Below are 18,997 nucleotides of genomic sequence, written 5' to 3'. Positions count from 1 at the left end.
ACGCGTAATTGATGTGGATTTATGCATTTGTTTTTTAATGTTTATTCTTACTGTTTTAGCATAATGTTCGGGATCAAATTGACAAATCACGTTGCTGTGAACTATAAAACCTAAAGTAATCTTGAGATATTGAGTCATGACACTCGAACGAAAAATTGATATCAATCGAATGCTAACCGTTGGAGAGGTGGCTAAACGAAGTGGCGTCGCCGTTTCCACCCTACATTTTTATGAGTCTAAAGGACTGATTAAAAGTATTCGCACCAATGGCAATCAACGTCGTTATCCTTTGGCTGTGCTGCGCTATATCGGAATTATTAAAGTCGCGCAAAAAGTTGGGATTTCATTGGAGGAGATTAAAAAGGCGTTGAGTGTTTACCCGATAGGCAGCAAGTTAACGGCTGAGCAGTGGGCAGAATTATCCACCTGTTGGCGTAAGGACTTGGATGAGCGAATCCAGAAGCTGACTCGTTTAAGGGATGAAATGGACTGGTGTATTGGCTGTGGGTGTTTATCTTTGGAACAATGCCGTTTGCGTAATCCAGAAGATATTCTGGCAGAGCAGGGCTCAGGTCCGCGTATTTTAGAGCGCGAGGATGATTCAATAATAGAATTTTAAGTGATTGAAAAATAATAATTATAAATAGAATTTAAGCTTGGCTCCATTTAAGACTTTCAAGCTACTTTTGTGTTGCGCGTTGTCGTGCTTGAAAAAATGCAAGTACGCTATTTATGTATATTTCTTGATCTATCAATCAAATGATTAATGACAGCCATCGAGGCTTGAGCCAATTTTTACCTGAAATCAAATAAATATTAAGCAATTGTGAATTCTGTATTTATTTTTGTATTGATATTGATAATAATAATGATTCTTATTTAATTAATTGCAGCATTATGAACAATCAGCTTAAACAATCTGCTTTAAATATTGCGATAAAATCGATTCTGATTTTCGGGGCATTTTCACATAACACTTGGGCGCAAGAACAGGGCGCAAGCGTACTCCCAACCATTAAAGTTGCAGCCGAGGATGAAAAAACGGAAGGTAGCGAAAGCTTTCAAGCGAAATCATCTCGCACATCCTCCAAGCTAAAACTTTCCTTAAAAGAAACACCACAATCCGTCAGTGTCATTACGCGGGAACAGATTGAGCAACGTAATCTCAATATTATTGATGATGTGCTTGCGGCCACGCCAGGGGTCACAGTTACTAAAAATGATAGTGAACGCTCAAACTATTCTGCGCGGGGGTATGCGATTAGCAACCGTCAAATTGATGGCATGCCAATTGGAGAGAATAGCCCGCGTGTTGATAGTTTTTTCTTTGACCGTATTGAAGTCGTGAAGGGGGCAACAGGTTTAACAGGATCTACGGGAAATCCATCTGCTACCATCAATATGATTCGTAAACGGCCTGCAAAAGATCTGACTGGCTCGGTTGCCACCTCATTTAGTCGCTGGAATACCATTCGCAATGAGGCTGATGTTTCAATTCCTTTGACGGCTGATGGCAGTGTGCGCAGCCGTGTGATGGCCGCACGTCGAGAGGGAGAATCCTATATGGATTATTACTCTCTGGAAACCTTGGCGGCGATGGCAATGGTTGAAGCTGATATCACGGACAAATTAACAGGCAGTATTGGTTTTCAATATCAAGACAACCAACCACGTGGTTCAACGTGGGGAACTGTACCATACTGGAATCAAGATGGCTCGCTGGCCAATTTACCGCGCAATTTCAGCTTGGCCAATCGCTGGAATACCATTAGCCAAAGTGACAAAACCGTATTTGCTGATTTGACCTATAAATTTGAAAATGACTGGATGATCAAGGCGGCAGCCTCACATTCATTGTCCAAAAGTTTCTGGTTGATGTCTTATGGCGGTTCTGGTTTTCCTAACCAAAATGATGGAACAGGCGTTGGGGTTTGGTCAACAGTATATCCAACATCTGAATCTAAAAAGACCAGCTTAGAGTTGTTCGCCAGTGGGCCGTTTAAATTATTTAATCGTGAGCATGAATTGGTGATTGGTGGAAATGGCTTTGATCGTTCTACAGATAGTCCGGGTGGATTCATTGATGGTATTGCCAGTAATCAATTGACCTGTACCAAGAAAGTGGATGGGGTAACGCTACCTTCTAATAATATTGGTGATACCTGTGTGATCAATGATTGGCGGACATGGGATGGTAATACAACACCTAAACCAGGCTACACGGTTATTCCTTCGACTAAAGATGCGAAACAACGTAATTATGGTGCATACAGTACCTTAAAGCTAAACCTAACAGATGATCTAAAATTGATTGTCGGGGGACGTTATAGTGATTATTCGGCAACGAATGGTACCAAGAGTGATGTGAAAACCGATGCTTTCACACCTTACTTTGGTACCACTTACGCGATTAACGATATTGTCACTGCTTATGCCAGTTATACCGATATGTTTAATCCAAGCAGCCAGAAAGACCGCAATAACAGTTTCCTAGATCCTGAAACAGGTAAAAGCTATGAGGCGGGTTTAAAAGCCAGTTTATTGGATGACCAACTTTTGGCAACCGCTGCTGCATTCTGGTCGAAAAAGGAGAATGTTGCAGTTCGTGATGAAGAGGCGATTGCAGCGGGTATCAAAACCGATGATGGCGGTGATCCAATGAAAGCTTCGGGTGAAGGCCTAAAAATTGAAGGCTTTGAGCTGGAAGCGATTGGACGGATTACACCGACATGGAATATTACGGCGGGTTATACCTATGTGAACAGTATTAGTTCAGAAACTGTGAAGGCTTCAACAACCCTTCCTCAGAATCAAGTCAAAATCTACACCAATTTCAAACTCCCTGAACAGCTCTGGGACGGCGCAAATAAGTTCAATATTGGCTTTGGTGTGAATTGGCAAAGTGAGGTCGTAAGTAAGTCGAGCAGTGCACCTAAAAACTCTGATGGTTATGTGCGACAAGATGCTTACTTCTTGGCGAGTGCCAATATGGGCTATACCTTTAACGAATCATTCAGTACAAACCTACAAGTGAATAACTTATTTGATGAAAAATATTATCAACAGGTCGGTTTCTACAATGGTGTTTATTGGGGTGAACCACGGAATGTAACTTTATCGCTACGTGCCAAATTTTAAGCAACAGAAAATAAACTTTTAATCGTGAATAAAGGCCTAACCATCAGAATAGGCTTTTATTCAAAAGATTTTTGAGATGCTATAGGTGCAAGTTGCAGCAACGCTTATTATAAAAATAGTTAAAGTGAATCAAAGTATTTTAAGTAAAAAACAATCTAACTCAAAAGTATAAATTTAATCGCCCTGATTCAGTAATATAAAGCGAACAAAAAAGTGACGCAAATTGTCATAAATAGACGGTTCTGTATGGACATTAAAACGATATTTTGAGTAAAATGCGCTAAATTTAAGTAGATAATCTATAAAAAAAGATGGCGAATAATATCTTTCAAGCTTTAGAAAGCTTGGGCCTGACAGCACAAAAACGTGCGATTCACGCCCAATTTTCCAACACATCTTTAAATAATCAAGTTTTCTTACAACGTATTGATGGTCTGCATCAGCTCAATCATGGCATTGATCTACAATTACTCTGTCTTTCAACCAATGCGGTTATTCCTTTAAAAAGTTTTATTGGCAGTCAGGTGGCCATTGATATCGTGACCGATAAAGCGGAACTGGCGCGTATCTCAGGCATTATTACCCAAGCTGATATTGGGGCCAGTGATGGTTCGCTGACCATTTATCGTTTAGGTGTACAAGACCCGACCGCCTTGTGGAAGCATCGTCGTAACAGCCGTGTTTTTATGGCGAAATCTGTCGTGGATGTTGTGCAGACCATTTTTTCTGAATGGCAGCAACGCAGTCCCTTATTTGCTTCCAGCCTGACTCTTGATAAAAGCGGACTCACTAAGGACTACGATGTCAGACCGTTCATCATGCAACATAATGAACGAGATTTTGACTTTATTCAAAGGCTTTTGGCTTCGGAAGGCATTAGTACTTTAATTGATGAAGCACAGCTGAAAGTATCTAGTTCAAGTGAACAGATTCAGCCGCAGAAACTCAGACTCATTGATGACAATAATCAATATAAGGCCCTAGAGCGCCGTAATATTCGTTTTCATCGTAGTAGTGCGACTGAAATACAAGATAGCATCACTGCATTTGTGGCACAGCGTTCCCTGCAACCAAGTGCGGTACATGTACAGCGTTGGCAAGCGGATGCCTTAGAACAAGAAGAAGGGGCAGGCAGTGTTCAGAGTAAACATTATCAGAGTGATCAACACGATAATCAGCAGCTTGCTTTAGAACAGGCATGGCATTTTTCACCTGCTTGGATTCAGGATTTAAAAGGTGAGGATGGCGCGACCAAAGCGGGTAATGCTCAAATTGAAAAACTGAATCAGAACTTAAGTCAGTATTATGACTCACAGGCCAAGCAGTTTGTTGCGACATCAACCGTTCGCGATACTCCAGTGGGTTATTGGTTTGAACTCAATGAACATCCTGAAATTGATCAGCATCAGGGTGCAGATAAAGAGTTTCTGATCAGTTCAAAAACGTTCTATAACCAAAATAACCTGCCTAAAGATTTAACGGATCAAGTCGCAGCTTTGCTTCAACAAAGCAATTGGCAAAGCAGCCCTTTTCAGCATGCGGTTTCGGATGAACGCCAAGCCAATCAATTGATATTACAACGACGCAATATTGGTCTAGTTCCTGAATATAACCCGTTACAACATCGACCTGCGACACACCCACAACGTGCCAAAGTGGTGGGGCCAAGCGGTGACGAAATTTATGTGGATGAATGGGGACGGATTAAAGTTCGCTTCCTGTTTACCCGAGCAGATGACCACAGTCATGATAGCGGTGCCGGTGCCAATGACAACGATACTGACTCTGCATGGGTCGATGTATTAACGCCGTGGGCTGGTGAAGGCTACGGTGCACGATTCTTGCCTAGGATTGGTGAAATCGTAGTGATTGATTTCTTTGATGGCGATATTGATCGGCCCTTTGTGGTTGGGCGGATTCATGAAGCACAGCGTAGCCCGACCAAGTTTGACCATGCCGGTAAACTACCTGATACCAAAAAACTGGCAGGGATCAAATCCAAAGAGTATCAAGGTGAAGGCTTTAACCAGTTACGCTTTGATGACACCACAGGACAAATCAGTGCGCAACTGCAAAGCAGCCATGCCGCCAGCCAACTGAATCTGGGTAAACTCAGCCATCCAAAAGATAAGGCTGAAAGTGAAGATCGGGGTGAGGGTTTTGAGCTACGGACCGATCAATGGGGTGCAGTGCGTGCAGGCAATGGTTTACTGCTCAGTACCCAAAAGCAGGATCAGGCGCAAGGAGAGCATCTCGATGCCGAACCCGCCAAGCAACAGCTAGAAGGCAATCAGAACAATGCCAAGGCTTTAAGTGAAGTCGCCAAGAATCAACAGACCGATGAAATTGAGTCTTTAGAACAGTTAAAAGAGTTTGCAGAACAGATTGAAGCAAAGATTGCCAAATTTAATAAAGCGTTGTTGTTGCTTCATTCGCCAGCAGGCATTGGTTTAAGCAGCAATGAAGATATTCATGTGTCTGCAGATGGGCAAATCAATCAGATTGCAGGCGATAGTATTAACCTGAGTACGCAGAAGAATCTGATTGGCCATGCTCAAAATCGAATTAGCCTGTTTGCTGCTCAGAATGGAATTAAGCAGGTGGCTGCCAAAGGCAAGTTTGAGGTTCAGGCTCAGTCAGATGGACTGGATTTGCTCGCCAAACAAGGCATCCAGATCATTTCCACTGAAAGTCAGATTCAGATTAGCAGTCCGAAAGAAATTGTAATTACCGCGGGTGGTTCTCAAATCAAACTGAATGGCTCAGGTATTTTTCCTGTGACGGGTGGCAAGTTTGAGGTGAAGGCGGGGCAGCATTTGTTTATGAGTGGCTCAAGTGTCAGTACTCAATCCAGTTTGCCACCACCACCAAAACGTGCTCAAGGTGTTTTGGAACTTATCCATGATTATGCACATGGCGAATTTGTAAAAGGTGCAGGCTACACCGTGACAGATACTTTAGGGAAAGTCGTTAAAGGTAATCTGGATGATAAAGGCTTTGCTCGAGTTTCAGGCTTGGCAACAGGTGCAGTAAAAGTTGTATTTGAAGATGATCAACGTGATCCTTGGGATAAGTCGAGTGATTTTAAACGTGAAGTTGAATGGCCTAATAAAAATGATGAAGATTTAGAACAATCTGAATCACTTTTAGCCAGTGTGAGTAAAAAAGCTCAAACTGCATTAGGTGGTTTTACCAAGCAACTTACTGACCCCAAAACCTTAATGAAGAATATTCAATTAGCACAAAAAATTAAATCTGATGGTGCTAAAACTTTGCTACCAATGCTCAATAATCAATTACAGGGTGTGGTATCAGAGAAAATTTCAAGTTTATTACCGAATACAAAATCAAATGGTAGCCTAGCTAGTTTAGGTGGGGGATTTGTTGCTTCGCAAAAAAGTGAAGTTAATCCTTCAAATATCAGCGGCATAACAACAAATGTTTTACCGCAATATTTAAAAAGCCCATTTGATAAGAACTAATAGAGAAAAAATACAATGGCTCAACCAAAAACAGAAGTTGTAAAACCCCTCAATGAAGTATCTATTAAAGATATCAATAATTCAAAGCAAAAAATTGATAAGTGGTTACTAGACCATACTCACCAACTCGTTGGTTTGAACTTAGTTAGCAATGTATTAGGGACTGTACCGATTATTGGGAATGTTATGGCTGCAATTGATGTAGTTACAGACATTTTCCAAATTTATGAAAAAGGTTATCAGAATGCTGATGTTTTTGATTGGACAACTGTAGGTATTGATTTAATAGGTGTTGCTCCTGTACCAGGTACAACAGCAATTCGTACCTCAGCTCGACCTGCATTGTTTTTAGTACGCCAAGAAGTAAAGAGGGTTGGAAAAGCTGCGTTAGCTGAAGCGGTAATTACTGTTATTGGTAAACATTTAAATGATCAAGTTGCAGGGAATATTGAAAAATTTTGTGCATCGGGTTTGACGCAACTCAACTCTATTTTAGGATCATGTGGAAATACCATTCAAGGAGCAACTACTGAAATTAATGGAGGAATTGTTCGTGTGGTGACACAGGGTAAAGTGTTTACCAATGCTGGTGCAAATGCGACACGGGCACAACAACAAGCTGCAGGAGTTGCTAAAGGATTAAAAAGTGGAGATCTTGTCCGAGCAGGTAAAAACTTAGTTTATATGACTGAAAACTGGGGTAAGGCACTGTTTAAAACTAATGTAAATAACAATGCTAAAGTCGTTTCAATGCTTGTTCCGCCACATTTAAAACAGCCCGTTTTAAATGTGGGTGCAACAATCAGTAAAGTAGGTGTGACTGCCAATGCCAAAATCAGAAAACTAGGAAATAAAGCTGAACCGCAAACAATAGGATGGTTATTTGAGATATTGAGATTAGGCGCTTCTCGATTCAGAAAGACGAAGTCAACTCAAGTGAAAAACACACAGACAACGCAGGCAAAAAATGCAAAGAACAATAATAAATTAGAAAAATCTAGGGATGAACATCCTGCAACTAAAAATGCCAATAAATGTAAAAACTGTAAGGGTGGAACAGGCGGTTCTATCTCATTTGCAATGGGAACTGAGTTTTTAACGCATGATGATGCACTGATTCATCCATTAGTGGTTGAGCCACTGGCTCGTTCTTATATTTCGAACCTATATCAGTATGACCAATCCATATTTGGCGCACGTTGGACCACGCCATTTAGCAGTAAAATTGTACAATGTAGTCAATATAATGAAAAAGAACCAAAACAAAATATTGAACTGAAAGGTTGGGAGTATATTGGAATAGATGGTCGTCCTATCAAGCTACGTGAATTAAAGGTTGGGCAAAGCTTTTACGATGAAATTGAAACTTTTACCTATACAGTAGTTTCTGATGATATTCGTGCAATTACATTTGGTTCAAATGAATCTCGTTATTACCAAAAATATAAAAATGAATTTAGACTAGTTTCTATAGAGCGCCAAAATGGATTTAGCGTAGGTTTACGTTATGATCATCGCATTGATGATGAAAGCTATTTATCCGATATTATATTTAAACAAGAGCAAAATATCTTAGCGCACCTTGCTTTAAAGCTGAATCAAAACAAATTGGTTGATGAAATATGGTTGGTGAAGGATGGGCAATTAGAACGTCAGTTATCTGCATATCTATACAATGATCAAGCTGATCTGATCCAAGCAACCAATGAATTTGGTGCTTCTTACCAATATACCTACCAACACCATCTTCTTACTCGTTATACAGACTTGACAAAACGTGGTATGAATTTGAAATGGGATGGAAAATTACCAAGCTCAAAGGCTATTGAAGAGTGGGCTGATGATTATAGTTCGGCAAGAAAACTTGAGTGGGATGAGAATGTACGTGTTACTACCGTAACTGATATAGATGGTAATGTGACCGAACATTACTACGGCATTACAGGCTATACCTATCGTATTATTTATCCAGATAATTTACAGGAATGGTTTTTTAGGGATGATGCAAAAAATATTACCTCACATGTGGCTACAGATGGCACAGAAACAGTTTATAGCTATGATGAACGAGGTAATGTCCTTACGACAACGCAAGCAGATGGTGCAACAACTTACTTTGAATATGATGACAAAGATAATTTGATTGGGATGGTCGATGCAGAGCAAGGTCGCTGGTTTAAACAATACGACGGTTCGGGTAATTTAATCAAAGAAATTGATCCACTAAAACATGAAACAGCCTATGCCTATAACGCAATGGGGTTAGTGACCAATATCACTGATGCTAAAGGCGGACGTAAAGCTTTAGAATATGATGATCAAGGCAATTTACTGAGTTATACCGATTGTTCAGGCAAAGTAACCCAATGGCAATATGATGAGCGAGGACGAGTTAAGTCTGTTGAAAATGCATTAAAACAAAAAGTTGAATATTTCTACACTGAATTGACTACAGAAAAACGTGAACCTTTGATCAACGGTTTAGCCTTAAATGCCTTTGGGCAATTAGAAAAAATTAAGCATGCTGATGGTTCTATAGAACATTTTGTGCATGATGCTGAAGGACGATTGCTTGCTCATATAGATCCGAAGCAACACATCACGAAATATGAATATGATGCAGCTGGATTAATTAGCAAACGCACAGATGCTTTAAATCATACTTTAAAATATCAATGGGATCGTTTAAGCCGTTTAAAGCGATTAACCAATGAAAATGGTGCAAACTACGAATTCATTTATGATGCAGGCGGGCGCTTAGTTAAAGAAATCGATTTTGATGCTAAAGAAACTCTTTATCAATACGATGAATTGAATGGTCGTTTGACTACAAGTATTGAAGTTGCATCTGCCTATGGGCAAGATCTGAAAGATCGTGCAGCACCCAAAGATCGAATTCAACAATTCATTTTTGACAGTATGGGACGTTTGGAACAACGAACAGCAGGCTATGGTCACGATGGTTTAGAGCTTGAAGCAAAACAAACCGAAGAATTTGCTTATGATTATTTAGGTAATCTCATACAAGCAAAAAATGCCGAGAGTAATTTACAGTGGTTCTACGATGCTGCTGGCAATGTAATCAAAGAACACCAACAGGATTATAAAACGCATAAGACAGCGGTATGGAAGCATAATTATGATGAAATCAATGATCGAATCAAAACCATACGCCCTGATGGACAAAATATAGATTGGCTGACCTATGGTACAGGTCATGTACAAAGCCTGATTGTGAATGGACAGGATTTGGTGAGTTTTGAGCGAGATGACCTACATCGTGAAGTTGTTCGCCACTATGCAAATGGGGTTAGCCAAGAGCAACAGTTTGACTTAGCAGGGCGATTACACAGCCAAATCATGCTCAATGAGCATGACAATGGTTACCAAAACCAATACAAAGTCCCAAACCAAGAAAAGAACAATGCACTACAACAAACTAGCCAATTGGTACAACGACTATATCAATACGATAAAACAGGTGAGCTGACTGCGATCAAAGATACACGTCGTGGCAACATTGCATATAAATATGACCCTGTTGGACGCTTACTTGAAGCCAGTAGTAAACTCGGTAAAGAAACCTTTAGTTTTGACCCTGCCAGCAATATTATTAATCGTTACAACGATGATAAAGCCAAAAGCCATCAACATATAGCGGAACAAAAAGGCTATGGTTATAACCGACTCGTCAACAATGTTGTAAAGGAATACTTAGACCAACAATACCAGTATGATGCATATGGGCAATTGATTCGACAAAAATCCAGTCAGGGTGATTTAAACCTTGAATGGGATGTCTATGGGCGAATGATCAAGAGTCGAAACAGCCAATTTACTGCAGAGTATCGCTATGATGCGTTAGGTCGCCGTATCCAAAAACGTAGTAAGCAGCATCATACAGGGGATGAACATAATATTATCTATGGTTGGGATGGCGATACACTTGCCTATGAATCGACAGAGCAAGCAACTAAACACTACATTTACGAAAAAGACAGCTTTGTACCGATGTTACAAGCGGTGTATTCAAGTCCGATAGAATTACACCAAACCCCAGATTGGACAGATCAGCAGTACAGTGTCTACAAAGATCCCTTGTGGAAAACGATGAAACAAAGCCGAGACTTTGATGATATCAGGTTCTACCATTGTGATCATTTGGGTACACCACAGGAAATGAGTGATCAGTCTGGTACGATCATTTGGAAGGCTGAGTATAAGGCGTGGGGTGAGTGTAAGACTGAGAAGGCTAAATCCAATTTCTTTGAAAACTCAGAAATCATCAGTAATAACATTCGTTTTCAAGGGCAGTATTTTGATGAAGAAACTGGGCTGCATTACAATAGGCATCGTTATTATTCACCTTATGTGGGGCGGTTTGTTAGTAAAGATCCCATAGGGTTGCTTGGTGGTATAAATATTTATGCATATACTGCTAACCCAGTACAGTGGATAGATCCATATGGATTGGCACCTTGTAACTTAGTGAGATATAAGCCTGATAAAGTCACTCCAATGGCTGGAAGTAGACAGGATGCAATTGATAGGGCATGGGCCTTAGAAAAGCAGTTGATCCAAACAACAGGTAGTGGAACAAGAGATTGGAGTGCAACTGAATTAAGTGCAATATTACGTACACCTAGTGGAAGTGGAAAAGGAAAGTTGTCTTCGGTAATGTCAAATTTAGGTTATACAGGACATCATATCAATAGTGTAAAAAATAATGGAGCATTAGGAGAAAATTGGAAAGGTGACCCAAGAAATATTGTATTCTTAGAAAACCCAAAGCATCCAAATAGTAGCCCTATGCCAAATGCATATAATGAGCATTTTCATTCAAATCAAGGTCATAGAGGAAGTACCACAAATGTATCGCGTGGAAGACTAATTGATCGCGAAACGATGATTAATCAGTTTAACAAAGGCTGTAAAATTTAATTTTTAGGAATAGATATGAATCTTATCAATTTATTGGAAAAAATTAGTATAAATAATCAAAAGATATATGGTGAATCATCATTTTTGATTAAGAAAAGTGAGCCAGATAATGATCAATTTTTAATTTATAAAAATTCTATTCCTGAATGTGATTTCAATATTGATATTGGAGGAAATATTAATGATTTTCTAGGAAGTGATTCTATTCAAGAAATTCAGTATATGTTTAGTGATATATTCGATAGAGATAGTACAGTGTTTTTAACACAGCATGATACTAATATTGTTTATATTGAGAATGAATCTGGAAAAGTTGGAGCATGCATTGCAGGTGACACACTTCATATTATTTCAAAAAATATATATGGTTTCTTAGAGGCAATTAATTTAATTCAAGAGCTAATTATTAATAAATATAATTTAAATCCTAGAAAAGATAGTGGTGGGTATGTTGAAGGATTTATTAAAGAAGTTAGGGCGAATTTGGAAATACAAGCGGCCGTTGAAGATATAGAATATTTTATAGAGTTTTTTTATGAATAAGATGATCACAGGTGTAAGTCTATTTACTTTCGTTTAGCTATTTATAAATACAATAAACTCAACAATGCTTCTGTCTAAACAGGTGGAAGCATAAATTTTATGCTATATATTTTAAAAATCAGCTCAATTCACCATTAATGCTTTACGTTATCTCAAAATAAGCTCCACGTAGGTAAGCAGCCTTTACTAAAATGGAAAGATTTTAGTAAAATGCTAAAAGTTCAAATAATTGTGGTAAGGGACATATTTTCTTTGATAGTAAAGGTGCAGTACCTCCGTTAAGGAAAGGTGAATAAAATGAATAAAGAAGAATTGTATAACCTATCTAAAGAAAGATTGTATATAATATATCAGGATCTAAAATCATCAAATGTTGATAAACATATTTTGAATTCTATTCAATTTTTTGATGTTATACCTAGCGAGTCAATTTGGGAGAATTATATTTCTAAAAATGAAAATAAAGTAATTCATTTTGATAATGATTTAATTTTAAGTGAAAAATATAGGAATTACACTGATTTTGAAAAAGCATTAGATGATTTAAAGTGGTTTTCTGATGATAATAAATTGTTTTTTTTATTTTATAATAAGAAAAACGCTATTTTATTTGATGTTGTTTTTTTAGATTTAATTATAAAAAAATTAAATTTTTTAGATAATGAGGATTATTTGTTATATTGTTTTGATACGAAAAAATTATTACAGGTGGGTGGCAAGGTTTTACAGTTTGGGAAAGGGTTGCAGATTAATTTGAATATTTTAGTTCAATGTTTTATGTCTGTAAAATTTAAAGTATCACCTCTTGAAGAGGAAGTGATCGCATATTAAAATAAAAATTGATTTTATATAAATAAAAAAACAAATTAAAATACTGGTTTTTTTATTGCTAGTTCTAATTCAAGGTCAATGTTTCGACTAAGAAATAGGATTACATCACAATCTCTATCGTTATTATTAGCCGTATATGGGATGATTCGTTAGTCGTGATTCTATTGGGTTAGATGGTGGCATTGATTCCTATCAATATGCTCCAAGTTCTACACAATGGATCGATGTATTAGGTTTGAATAAGTGTTTTATTGGGAGTATAAAGCAGATGCCCAATAAAGCATTTGAGCTGAAACGATTAACTCCACATTCTAAAGAGTGGATGGAAGCAATTGTTGTCGTGAAAAAGCAATAGCTCTATTAATAGTGCAATTAAAAATGCAGCAAGAGGAGCTTAAAATGAGTAAGCAATTAGAAGAAAATGTTAATTCATTAATTATAAATTTTTTAGAAAATGGTGGTTTTTTGGAAAATCCATTAAATGAATCAAAATTAAACTTCGAATACCTCAAGATTAATGATCCGATATTAGCGGATAACATTTTTAATTTTCGAATAGAAAGCTATGGGCAAGTAGAGCTTCAAGAGTGGGATGTGGTTAGATCAGATGAAATTGTAAATATGGATGAGTTGTATATGGAGAAAAATAATGATATTGATGGTTTAACAACTAAAATTTTTAACTTCGTAGGAAAAAAATGAATGAAAGAGTTATTCATGATACGAAGTTAAATGAAGCTCTCCCATACTTAATTGATAGCATTTATGATGATTTTACAAAGATTATTTTTAATGACTATACAAAACTAGATAATAATTTTTTTAATGAAGTACTTGCAGTCTACTTAGCAGGAGGCTGGCCATGTGGATGGGAGGGGAAATACCCCGAAGGCCGTTTAATAGTATTTTCAAATGAATAAACTGAAAGACTGAACCCATATGTTTTAAATTATACAAAGCTCAGTGATAAGTCATTGAGCTTCTTTATATTGGGATAATTTATTGTGGAAAGCCACAAAAAAAGCCGAGGCTTTGAGGCCATCTGATTCTACCATTATGATCATTTAGGCACGTCACAGGAAATGAGTGATCAGTCTGGTACGATCATTTGGAAGGCGGAGTATAAGGCGTGGGGTGAGTGTAAGACTGAGAAGGCTAAATCAAATTTCTTTGAAAACTCAGAAATTATTTCAAACAACATTAGGTTTCAAGGGCAGTATTTTGATGAAGAAACAGGCCTGCATTATAACCGTTATCGTTATTACTCGCCCTATGTAGGACGATTTGTAAGTAAAGATCCGATTGGGCTGTTGGGCGGAAGTAATTACTATCAATATGGTTTAAGTCCAATTACTTGGATAGACCCTACTGGTTTAAGTTTTAAGTCAGTTCAAGAAACTAAAGAAGATCGAGCGAGAAGACAGACTTCTAGATCAGCACCTTATATTAAGCATACAATGGCAAAGTGCAAAACACAGGCTCAAGATATTTCGAAAAAAGAGGCACAATATTGGGATATGAGTAAGTGTCAGGCAAATATAGCCCAAGTTACGGCATATAGAAATAGGCTTGAAAAAGAGGGTTTAAATAAAGGATATAGAGTTGATTTAGGTGATAATAAAGGTTCACATTATTATATTTATGATGCAGGAAGAAACATTGGTTTTAATGAAGGGAAAACCACCCAATATATGAGAATAGAAGTCTCATCAACGAATGAATTTCATGGGCATCCCATTTCGAAGCAACGTTATGATAGTTATATGAAAAAGGTAGTGAAATGAACGCAAATAACTTAGAGTTTTATTTAATTAGCCAGCAATTAGTACCTTTGAAAATTTTATCTAATTGGTTGGTTGTTAAAAATTATCTTTATAATATTAATCTTGATTGGTTAAATAATTTGAATGAAGATGATAAATTTCAAATGTCAGAAATTTATTTGTACAAAAATATTTTTTATGCAAAATTTGATAGAAAAATAAATAACTTAGCTTATAGTTTTGTTGTTGATATTTCGATTTACCCTGAAGTTGATGGTGAGACTTACAAAAGTTTTGAATATGAACTAGGTTTAGGTTTGTATGAAGTCTCAAAAAAAAATAGATTGGTTGTTATGAAGACTTATACATTGAATAATATTTTAGATGTAGCATTTTTTTTAAATCTTATCTTTCTGGATGTTTATCATAAGTTAGATGACTATGTTGCTGATGGAAATAACGATTTATTTGTTAATATAGAGAATTTTATAAGAAATAAGACTTCTTAGTATAGTAGTTTCTATTTTTTAAAATATATGCATAAACCACTATGTAGGGAATGAACATGAAACTTTCTATGGTTGGAATGGAAATGCATTTGTAAATACAATATATACGGGGAATAGAACTTTGTGCCAATATTATAAATGGTGTCTTCAAGTTCGATAGAATTGTATAAAAAACTAGATTGAAAAATTAGTAATAATAGTGTATTTGTAAATTTTCATCAACGAAAGTTCCATCAAATGGGAAGTCTACATGAGGTTTTTAAATGAAAAAATTGAAATATCAACGTTAAAGGAATGGTTGAGTGATGAGTTCTTTGAAGTTTGGGTTCACCCTAAGTTAGTTGCAGGTTTTGAAAAAAAAGATATAGATACTGCTGAGTTAAAATATATTGAAAATCACTATAACTCTTCTGAAGAGATTAGTGATGATTACGAAGTTGTGATAACTGATTATTTGTCTGGCTGTTTAACACACGATAGTTTTAATTTGGTTAATGGAATATACATTAAAGACTTTATATCAGCAGTATTGTACTTAATAACTAAGTTATATTTTTCTTATGCGGCATATCCACTTGCTTGGAATGGTATTTATTTGGTTAATAAAGATAATCTGGATTTTGTTTTTTATGAAATATATGAGGAATTTTACTCATTAGATAATAATCATTTAAGAAATATGTTAAGAGTTTTTTGTATTGAGTTGTTAGGGAGTTATGCGGATGGTTTAAATGGTGAAAACCAAAATATGTATAAAGAGATAGAGGGCTATAGAACCGATAATACTTATATGTATTAGTAATTTTGTTTTAAATTCTGATTTTAGTAAATTTTAAGAGTTAGTTTAAATCATGAAGGAATTTGGTGGTTTTATTAAGAGGCTTTATGATTGAATTTAAATCACTGATCAAAATTAATGAAAGTTATATTGATATAAATGAAATTACATCATATCAACAAGTCTCGGGTGTTGATTGGGACTATGTTGCAGGTAAAATTAAAATTATTTTTTATGGGCATGAGATTTTTGGATCTAATGTTGTAGATGATATTAATTGGTTTTGGGGGTTTGTTGCTGATGGATTTGAAGATTTTTTTGAAAAAGGAATTTATGATGTTGGTTTTCCTTCACAAGCTATAAATTTTACTTTGATTAAAATTAAAGATGATATGGTTGATCTTGAAATATCGTCAAAAGATACTGTCTATTTACGTAAAAAATTTATTTGTTCTGAGTTCTTGAAGTCATTTTTTGAAGGTGCCATTAGTTATTTTATTTTTGAAAAGAAGTTTAATGAAAATGAAGCTAATGAAATGGAGAGAAAAATTTGCTTGATAGAATCATTTAATAAAAAAATAGACTAATATCATTTTTCTTTGTAAATGTTAGATTAAGCTATGTTGGTAATGAAATTTTTACACATAGCTTGACTAAAAAATTAAAAAAACGGTATTTATAAAATTAATTGATAAAATAATAAAAAAGTTAGGATGTTGATATTTTTATTACTAGTATCCTTGTTTAACCACAAGAAATGAGTGATCATTCTGGTGCTGTCATTTGGAAGGCGGAGTATAAGGCGTGGTGGCTCATTTCTGCAAAGCAACGCTTGAGTGTAAGACCTTGCGTTATATGACTCATATGCTCGAAGTGGCAAAGCTGAAAAGGAAAATACAACATAAATAATGATAACTTTTCTTTAGCTGATCAGAGAATAACTATGGTCGCAAGATTAAAGAATCGTTGCCATATTCATATTTAGGAACACCAAGCGGAAAATTTAAAGTTAACAGTCCAAAAGGCGATTATGAGTTATGAGTAATAAAGAATGGCGAGAACTTTTTAATAGAAATGAGTATCACGAAATCACGGGATCTTATCTTTTAGTTATTGAGGATGCTAAGCGAAAATTTGAGGAAATTTCCAAAGGGGAATGGGATCTGAAGAAATATGTAGTGTGGTTGCAAATTTCAAATAATCAAAAATATGCATCAATAGGTTTTATTCCAAACGTTGAAAATTTTATTGATGGAATACCATTTGAAATTCCTAATCAAGGAATGTATCAAAACGGACGGGGTGTACAGTTTTATTACGAAATTTATAATGTAGAACTTAAAGAAACTGTCTTTATGAGGTGATTAATATATAAGAGTGAACGATCTAAGAGTAAGCCCGCCATATGAAAAACCATTTTGTGGTTGGTTTTTTATAAATGTTATTTCTAAGATTTTTTTAATTTTTATTTTCATGATGTGTAATTTTTAGTTAAAGCTTAGAAGTAAATTTGAATTGGTTTTTTTTGATATTATTATATTTATATTGAAATTTTGGTTTCTAATGATTTGATTAAGTTGCTAATACGAATTTTATGCGAAAAAGATCCTGAAAATCATTCTTGTTTTGATATCATGTAAGGAAGTTGTGATAAATCGCATGTTGTAAAACTTCATAGTAATGAAAAACATTTATAACTCTTTTGAAGAGGAACACGTAGTGATTATTCCTTCATTTATTGATAAATTTTTATTAAATAAAGTTGAATTGAGTGCTATTGATTTAGAACAAAGAATTATTAGTTTAGGGTTGATGGTGGAAAGCTATGGTGTTATTAATAGTGAAACAAATAAATTGTTTTTAAAAGTTGAAGATGATAGAGAAACTATTGTTAATATTATATCTGATTTTTTAACCACAAAAAAATCTGATGAAATTGTTGAGGTGTTTTGGTCGAATTTTAATAAATATTCTATTGTGTGTGATATAGAATTTGTTATTGAAAATATAAGTAATATTTTTGATGAGGATTGGGATTTTTGGATAATACAAAGAGATAATCAGTGGGTGGTTGAGAATTATCATGAGGAGATATTGTCTATCTATGTGATAATTTGACTTTTAGTTGACCTATTTAAAAAATAGAGTTTGAAGTTTTATATGAATTTAGAGTTTTGATTTTCTTGGTGTATTGAAAAAATACCCAACAAATACGTGTATAATTTTTCAGAAAATTGACTAAGATGATTAAGAGAATTTCTACAGTAGATTTGAAGTTAACTGATATTCCAGTAAGTTATAGTTGGGGTGCTGATAGATTTGAAGATTTTTTGAAAAAGGAATTTATGATGTTGTTTTCCTTTGAAATAGAGAGAAAGATTTGCTTGATAGAATCGTTTAATAAAAAAGTAGGCTGATATCCTTTTTCTTTGTAAATATTAGATTAAGCTATTTAGGTAATGAAATGTTTATACATAGCTTGGCTAAAAAATTAGAAAAATGGTATTTAAGAAATTAATTGATAAAATAATAAAAACTTAGAGTGTTGATATTTTTATTATGGTTTTAAATAAATTAAATTGATAGCTAATAATGGTAAAGAAACAGCATATAAGCCTATAGAGTGTTCGCAAGGAGTAATCCATGGACATCCTATATCTGAAGATACATACAACAAATATTTGAAGAGGTAAGAAATGGCAATCTGGTGGGATATTGATATTAGAAATGGTATTGTAAGTCATGATTCTATTTCTTGGATTGATGATGATTTTGAGGTAAATGAAGATACAGTATTTGATTTATCTCAGGATTTGTTGCAAGTTGATTTTACTAATAGTGAAATCTTAGATGTTGGGTGGTATCCTGATTTGGATGTAAATGGAGTGTTTAGAGTGATTCTAATAAAAGATATGAATTGGGATTTTCCAATTGTAAAATATGAATGTCTGGATATAAAAGACTTGAAGGAAAGTATTAAGAAAGTTATTGAAAATTATTTATAGATTGTGA

General features: G+C 35.5%; 14 protein-coding genes and 1 pseudogene. All 15 read left to right on the top strand.

The genetic code is table 11. The features are described from left to right. Window positions 1-136 precede the first annotated feature (136 nt). The 15 genes and pseudogenes from soxR (at window position 137) to F957_RS00895 (ending at window position 18,990) form a co-directional block, all read left to right on the top strand. Window positions 137-619 carry a redox-sensitive transcriptional activator SoxR gene (gene soxR / locus F957_RS00825; RefSeq protein ID WP_005205283.1) on the top strand — a complete coding sequence of 161 codons (483 nt, stop codon included), beginning with the start codon at window positions 137-139 and terminating at the stop codon, window positions 617-619. 278 nt (window positions 620-897) lie between these two features. Beyond that, window positions 898-3,138, top strand: coding sequence for a TonB-dependent siderophore receptor (locus F957_RS00830; RefSeq protein ID WP_016541874.1), 2,241 nt, complete (start codon window positions 898-900; stop codon window positions 3,136-3,138). Window positions 3,139-3,449: 311 nt separating this feature from the next. Then, window positions 3,450-6,620, top strand: a complete 3,171-nt coding sequence (locus tag F957_RS00835) for a type VI secretion system Vgr family protein (protein ID WP_016541873.1) — start codon at window positions 3,450-3,452, stop codon at window positions 6,618-6,620. 15 nt (window positions 6,621-6,635) lie between these two features. Then, window positions 6,636-11,561, top strand: a complete 4,926-nt coding sequence (locus tag F957_RS00840; protein WP_016541872.1) for an RHS repeat-associated core domain-containing protein — start codon at window positions 6,636-6,638, stop codon at window positions 11,559-11,561. Window positions 11,562-11,576: 15 nt separating this feature from the next. Beyond that, complete coding sequence (locus F957_RS00845) at window positions 11,577-12,104, top strand: hypothetical protein (RefSeq protein ID WP_016660702.1); 528 nt, start codon at window positions 11,577-11,579, stop codon at window positions 12,102-12,104. A gap of 297 nt (window positions 12,105-12,401) precedes the next feature. Further along, a complete protein-coding gene (locus F957_RS20950; protein WP_016660701.1) occupies window positions 12,402-12,935 on the top strand; it encodes a hypothetical protein in 534 nt (177 codons plus the stop codon). Window positions 12,936-13,334: 399 nt separating this feature from the next. After that, window positions 13,335-13,637, top strand: a complete 303-nt coding sequence (locus F957_RS00855) for a hypothetical protein (RefSeq protein WP_016541870.1) — start codon at window positions 13,335-13,337, stop codon at window positions 13,635-13,637. Next, window positions 13,634-13,855, top strand: coding sequence for a hypothetical protein (locus F957_RS00860; protein ID WP_016660700.1), 222 nt, complete (start codon window positions 13,634-13,636; stop codon window positions 13,853-13,855). Before F957_RS00855 ends, F957_RS00860 begins: the two co-directional genes overlap by 4 nt. Window positions 13,856-13,981: 126 nt before the next feature. Continuing rightward, a pseudogene (locus F957_RS22105) lies at window positions 13,982-14,719 on the top strand (RHS repeat domain-containing protein); the annotation flags it as partial. Further along, window positions 14,716-15,207 carry a hypothetical protein gene (locus tag F957_RS00870; RefSeq protein WP_016541868.1) on the top strand — a complete coding sequence of 164 codons (492 nt, stop codon included), beginning with the start codon at window positions 14,716-14,718 and terminating at the stop codon, window positions 15,205-15,207. The pseudogene F957_RS22105 and the gene F957_RS00870, both read left to right, overlap by 4 nt. A gap of 250 nt (window positions 15,208-15,457) precedes the next feature. Beyond that, window positions 15,458-16,006 carry a hypothetical protein gene (locus tag F957_RS00875; RefSeq protein WP_016541867.1) on the top strand — a complete coding sequence of 183 codons (549 nt, stop codon included), beginning with the start codon at window positions 15,458-15,460 and terminating at the stop codon, window positions 16,004-16,006. An 86-nt stretch (window positions 16,007-16,092) separates the two neighbouring features. Continuing rightward, entirely contained in the window at window positions 16,093-16,572 is a 480-nt protein-coding gene (locus tag F957_RS00880) for a hypothetical protein (protein ID WP_228129642.1), read from the top strand. A 450-nt stretch (window positions 16,573-17,022) separates the two neighbouring features. Further along, window positions 17,023-17,349: a hypothetical protein gene (locus tag F957_RS00885; RefSeq protein WP_016660699.1), complete on the top strand. Its 327-nt coding sequence runs from the start codon at window positions 17,023-17,025 to the stop codon at window positions 17,347-17,349. Window positions 17,350-17,704: 355 nt separating this feature from the next. Next, the gene (locus F957_RS00890; protein WP_016660698.1) at window positions 17,705-18,103 is read left to right on the top strand and encodes a hypothetical protein; all 399 of its coding nucleotides are present in this window, start codon (window positions 17,705-17,707) and stop codon (window positions 18,101-18,103) included. 578 nt (window positions 18,104-18,681) lie between these two features. Continuing rightward, window positions 18,682-18,990, top strand: coding sequence for a hypothetical protein (locus F957_RS00895; protein ID WP_016541864.1), 309 nt, complete (start codon window positions 18,682-18,684; stop codon window positions 18,988-18,990). Window positions 18,991-18,997: the final 7 nt, after the last annotated feature.

Origin of the sequence: Acinetobacter gyllenbergii CIP 110306 = MTCC 11365 (assembly GCF_000413855.1) — a bacterium.
In the GTDB taxonomy this organism is placed as follows: domain Bacteria; phylum Pseudomonadota; class Gammaproteobacteria; order Pseudomonadales; family Moraxellaceae; genus Acinetobacter; species Acinetobacter gyllenbergii.
The sequence above is the reverse complement of the archived record's forward strand: the minus strand, read 5'-3'. Positions and strand labels throughout refer to the sequence as shown.

Excerpts from the sequence above, each read along its gene's own strand:
- soxR (WP_005205283.1), top strand. The coding sequence starts at position 137 with ATGACACTCGAACGAAAAATTGATATCAATCGAATGCTAACCGTTGGA.
- F957_RS00830 (WP_016541874.1), top strand. The coding sequence starts at position 898 with ATGAACAATCAGCTTAAACAATCTGCTTTAAATATTGCGATAAAATCG.
- F957_RS00835 (WP_016541873.1), top strand. The coding sequence starts at position 3,450 with ATGGCGAATAATATCTTTCAAGCTTTAGAAAGCTTGGGCCTGACAGCA.
- F957_RS00840 (WP_016541872.1), top strand. The coding sequence starts at position 6,636 with ATGGCTCAACCAAAAACAGAAGTTGTAAAACCCCTCAATGAAGTATCT.
- F957_RS00845 (WP_016660702.1), top strand. The coding sequence starts at position 11,577 with ATGAATCTTATCAATTTATTGGAAAAAATTAGTATAAATAATCAAAAG.
- F957_RS20950 (WP_016660701.1), top strand. The coding sequence starts at position 12,402 with ATGAATAAAGAAGAATTGTATAACCTATCTAAAGAAAGATTGTATATA.
- F957_RS00855 (WP_016541870.1), top strand. The coding sequence starts at position 13,335 with ATGAGTAAGCAATTAGAAGAAAATGTTAATTCATTAATTATAAATTTT.
- F957_RS00860 (WP_016660700.1), top strand. The coding sequence starts at position 13,634 with ATGAATGAAAGAGTTATTCATGATACGAAGTTAAATGAAGCTCTCCCA.
- F957_RS00870 (WP_016541868.1), top strand. The coding sequence starts at position 14,716 with ATGAACGCAAATAACTTAGAGTTTTATTTAATTAGCCAGCAATTAGTA.
- F957_RS00875 (WP_016541867.1), top strand. The coding sequence starts at position 15,458 with ATGAGGTTTTTAAATGAAAAAATTGAAATATCAACGTTAAAGGAATGG.
- F957_RS00880 (WP_228129642.1), top strand. The coding sequence starts at position 16,093 with ATGATTGAATTTAAATCACTGATCAAAATTAATGAAAGTTATATTGAT.
- F957_RS00885 (WP_016660699.1), top strand. The coding sequence starts at position 17,023 with ATGAGTAATAAAGAATGGCGAGAACTTTTTAATAGAAATGAGTATCAC.
- F957_RS00895 (WP_016541864.1), top strand. The coding sequence starts at position 18,682 with ATGGCAATCTGGTGGGATATTGATATTAGAAATGGTATTGTAAGTCAT.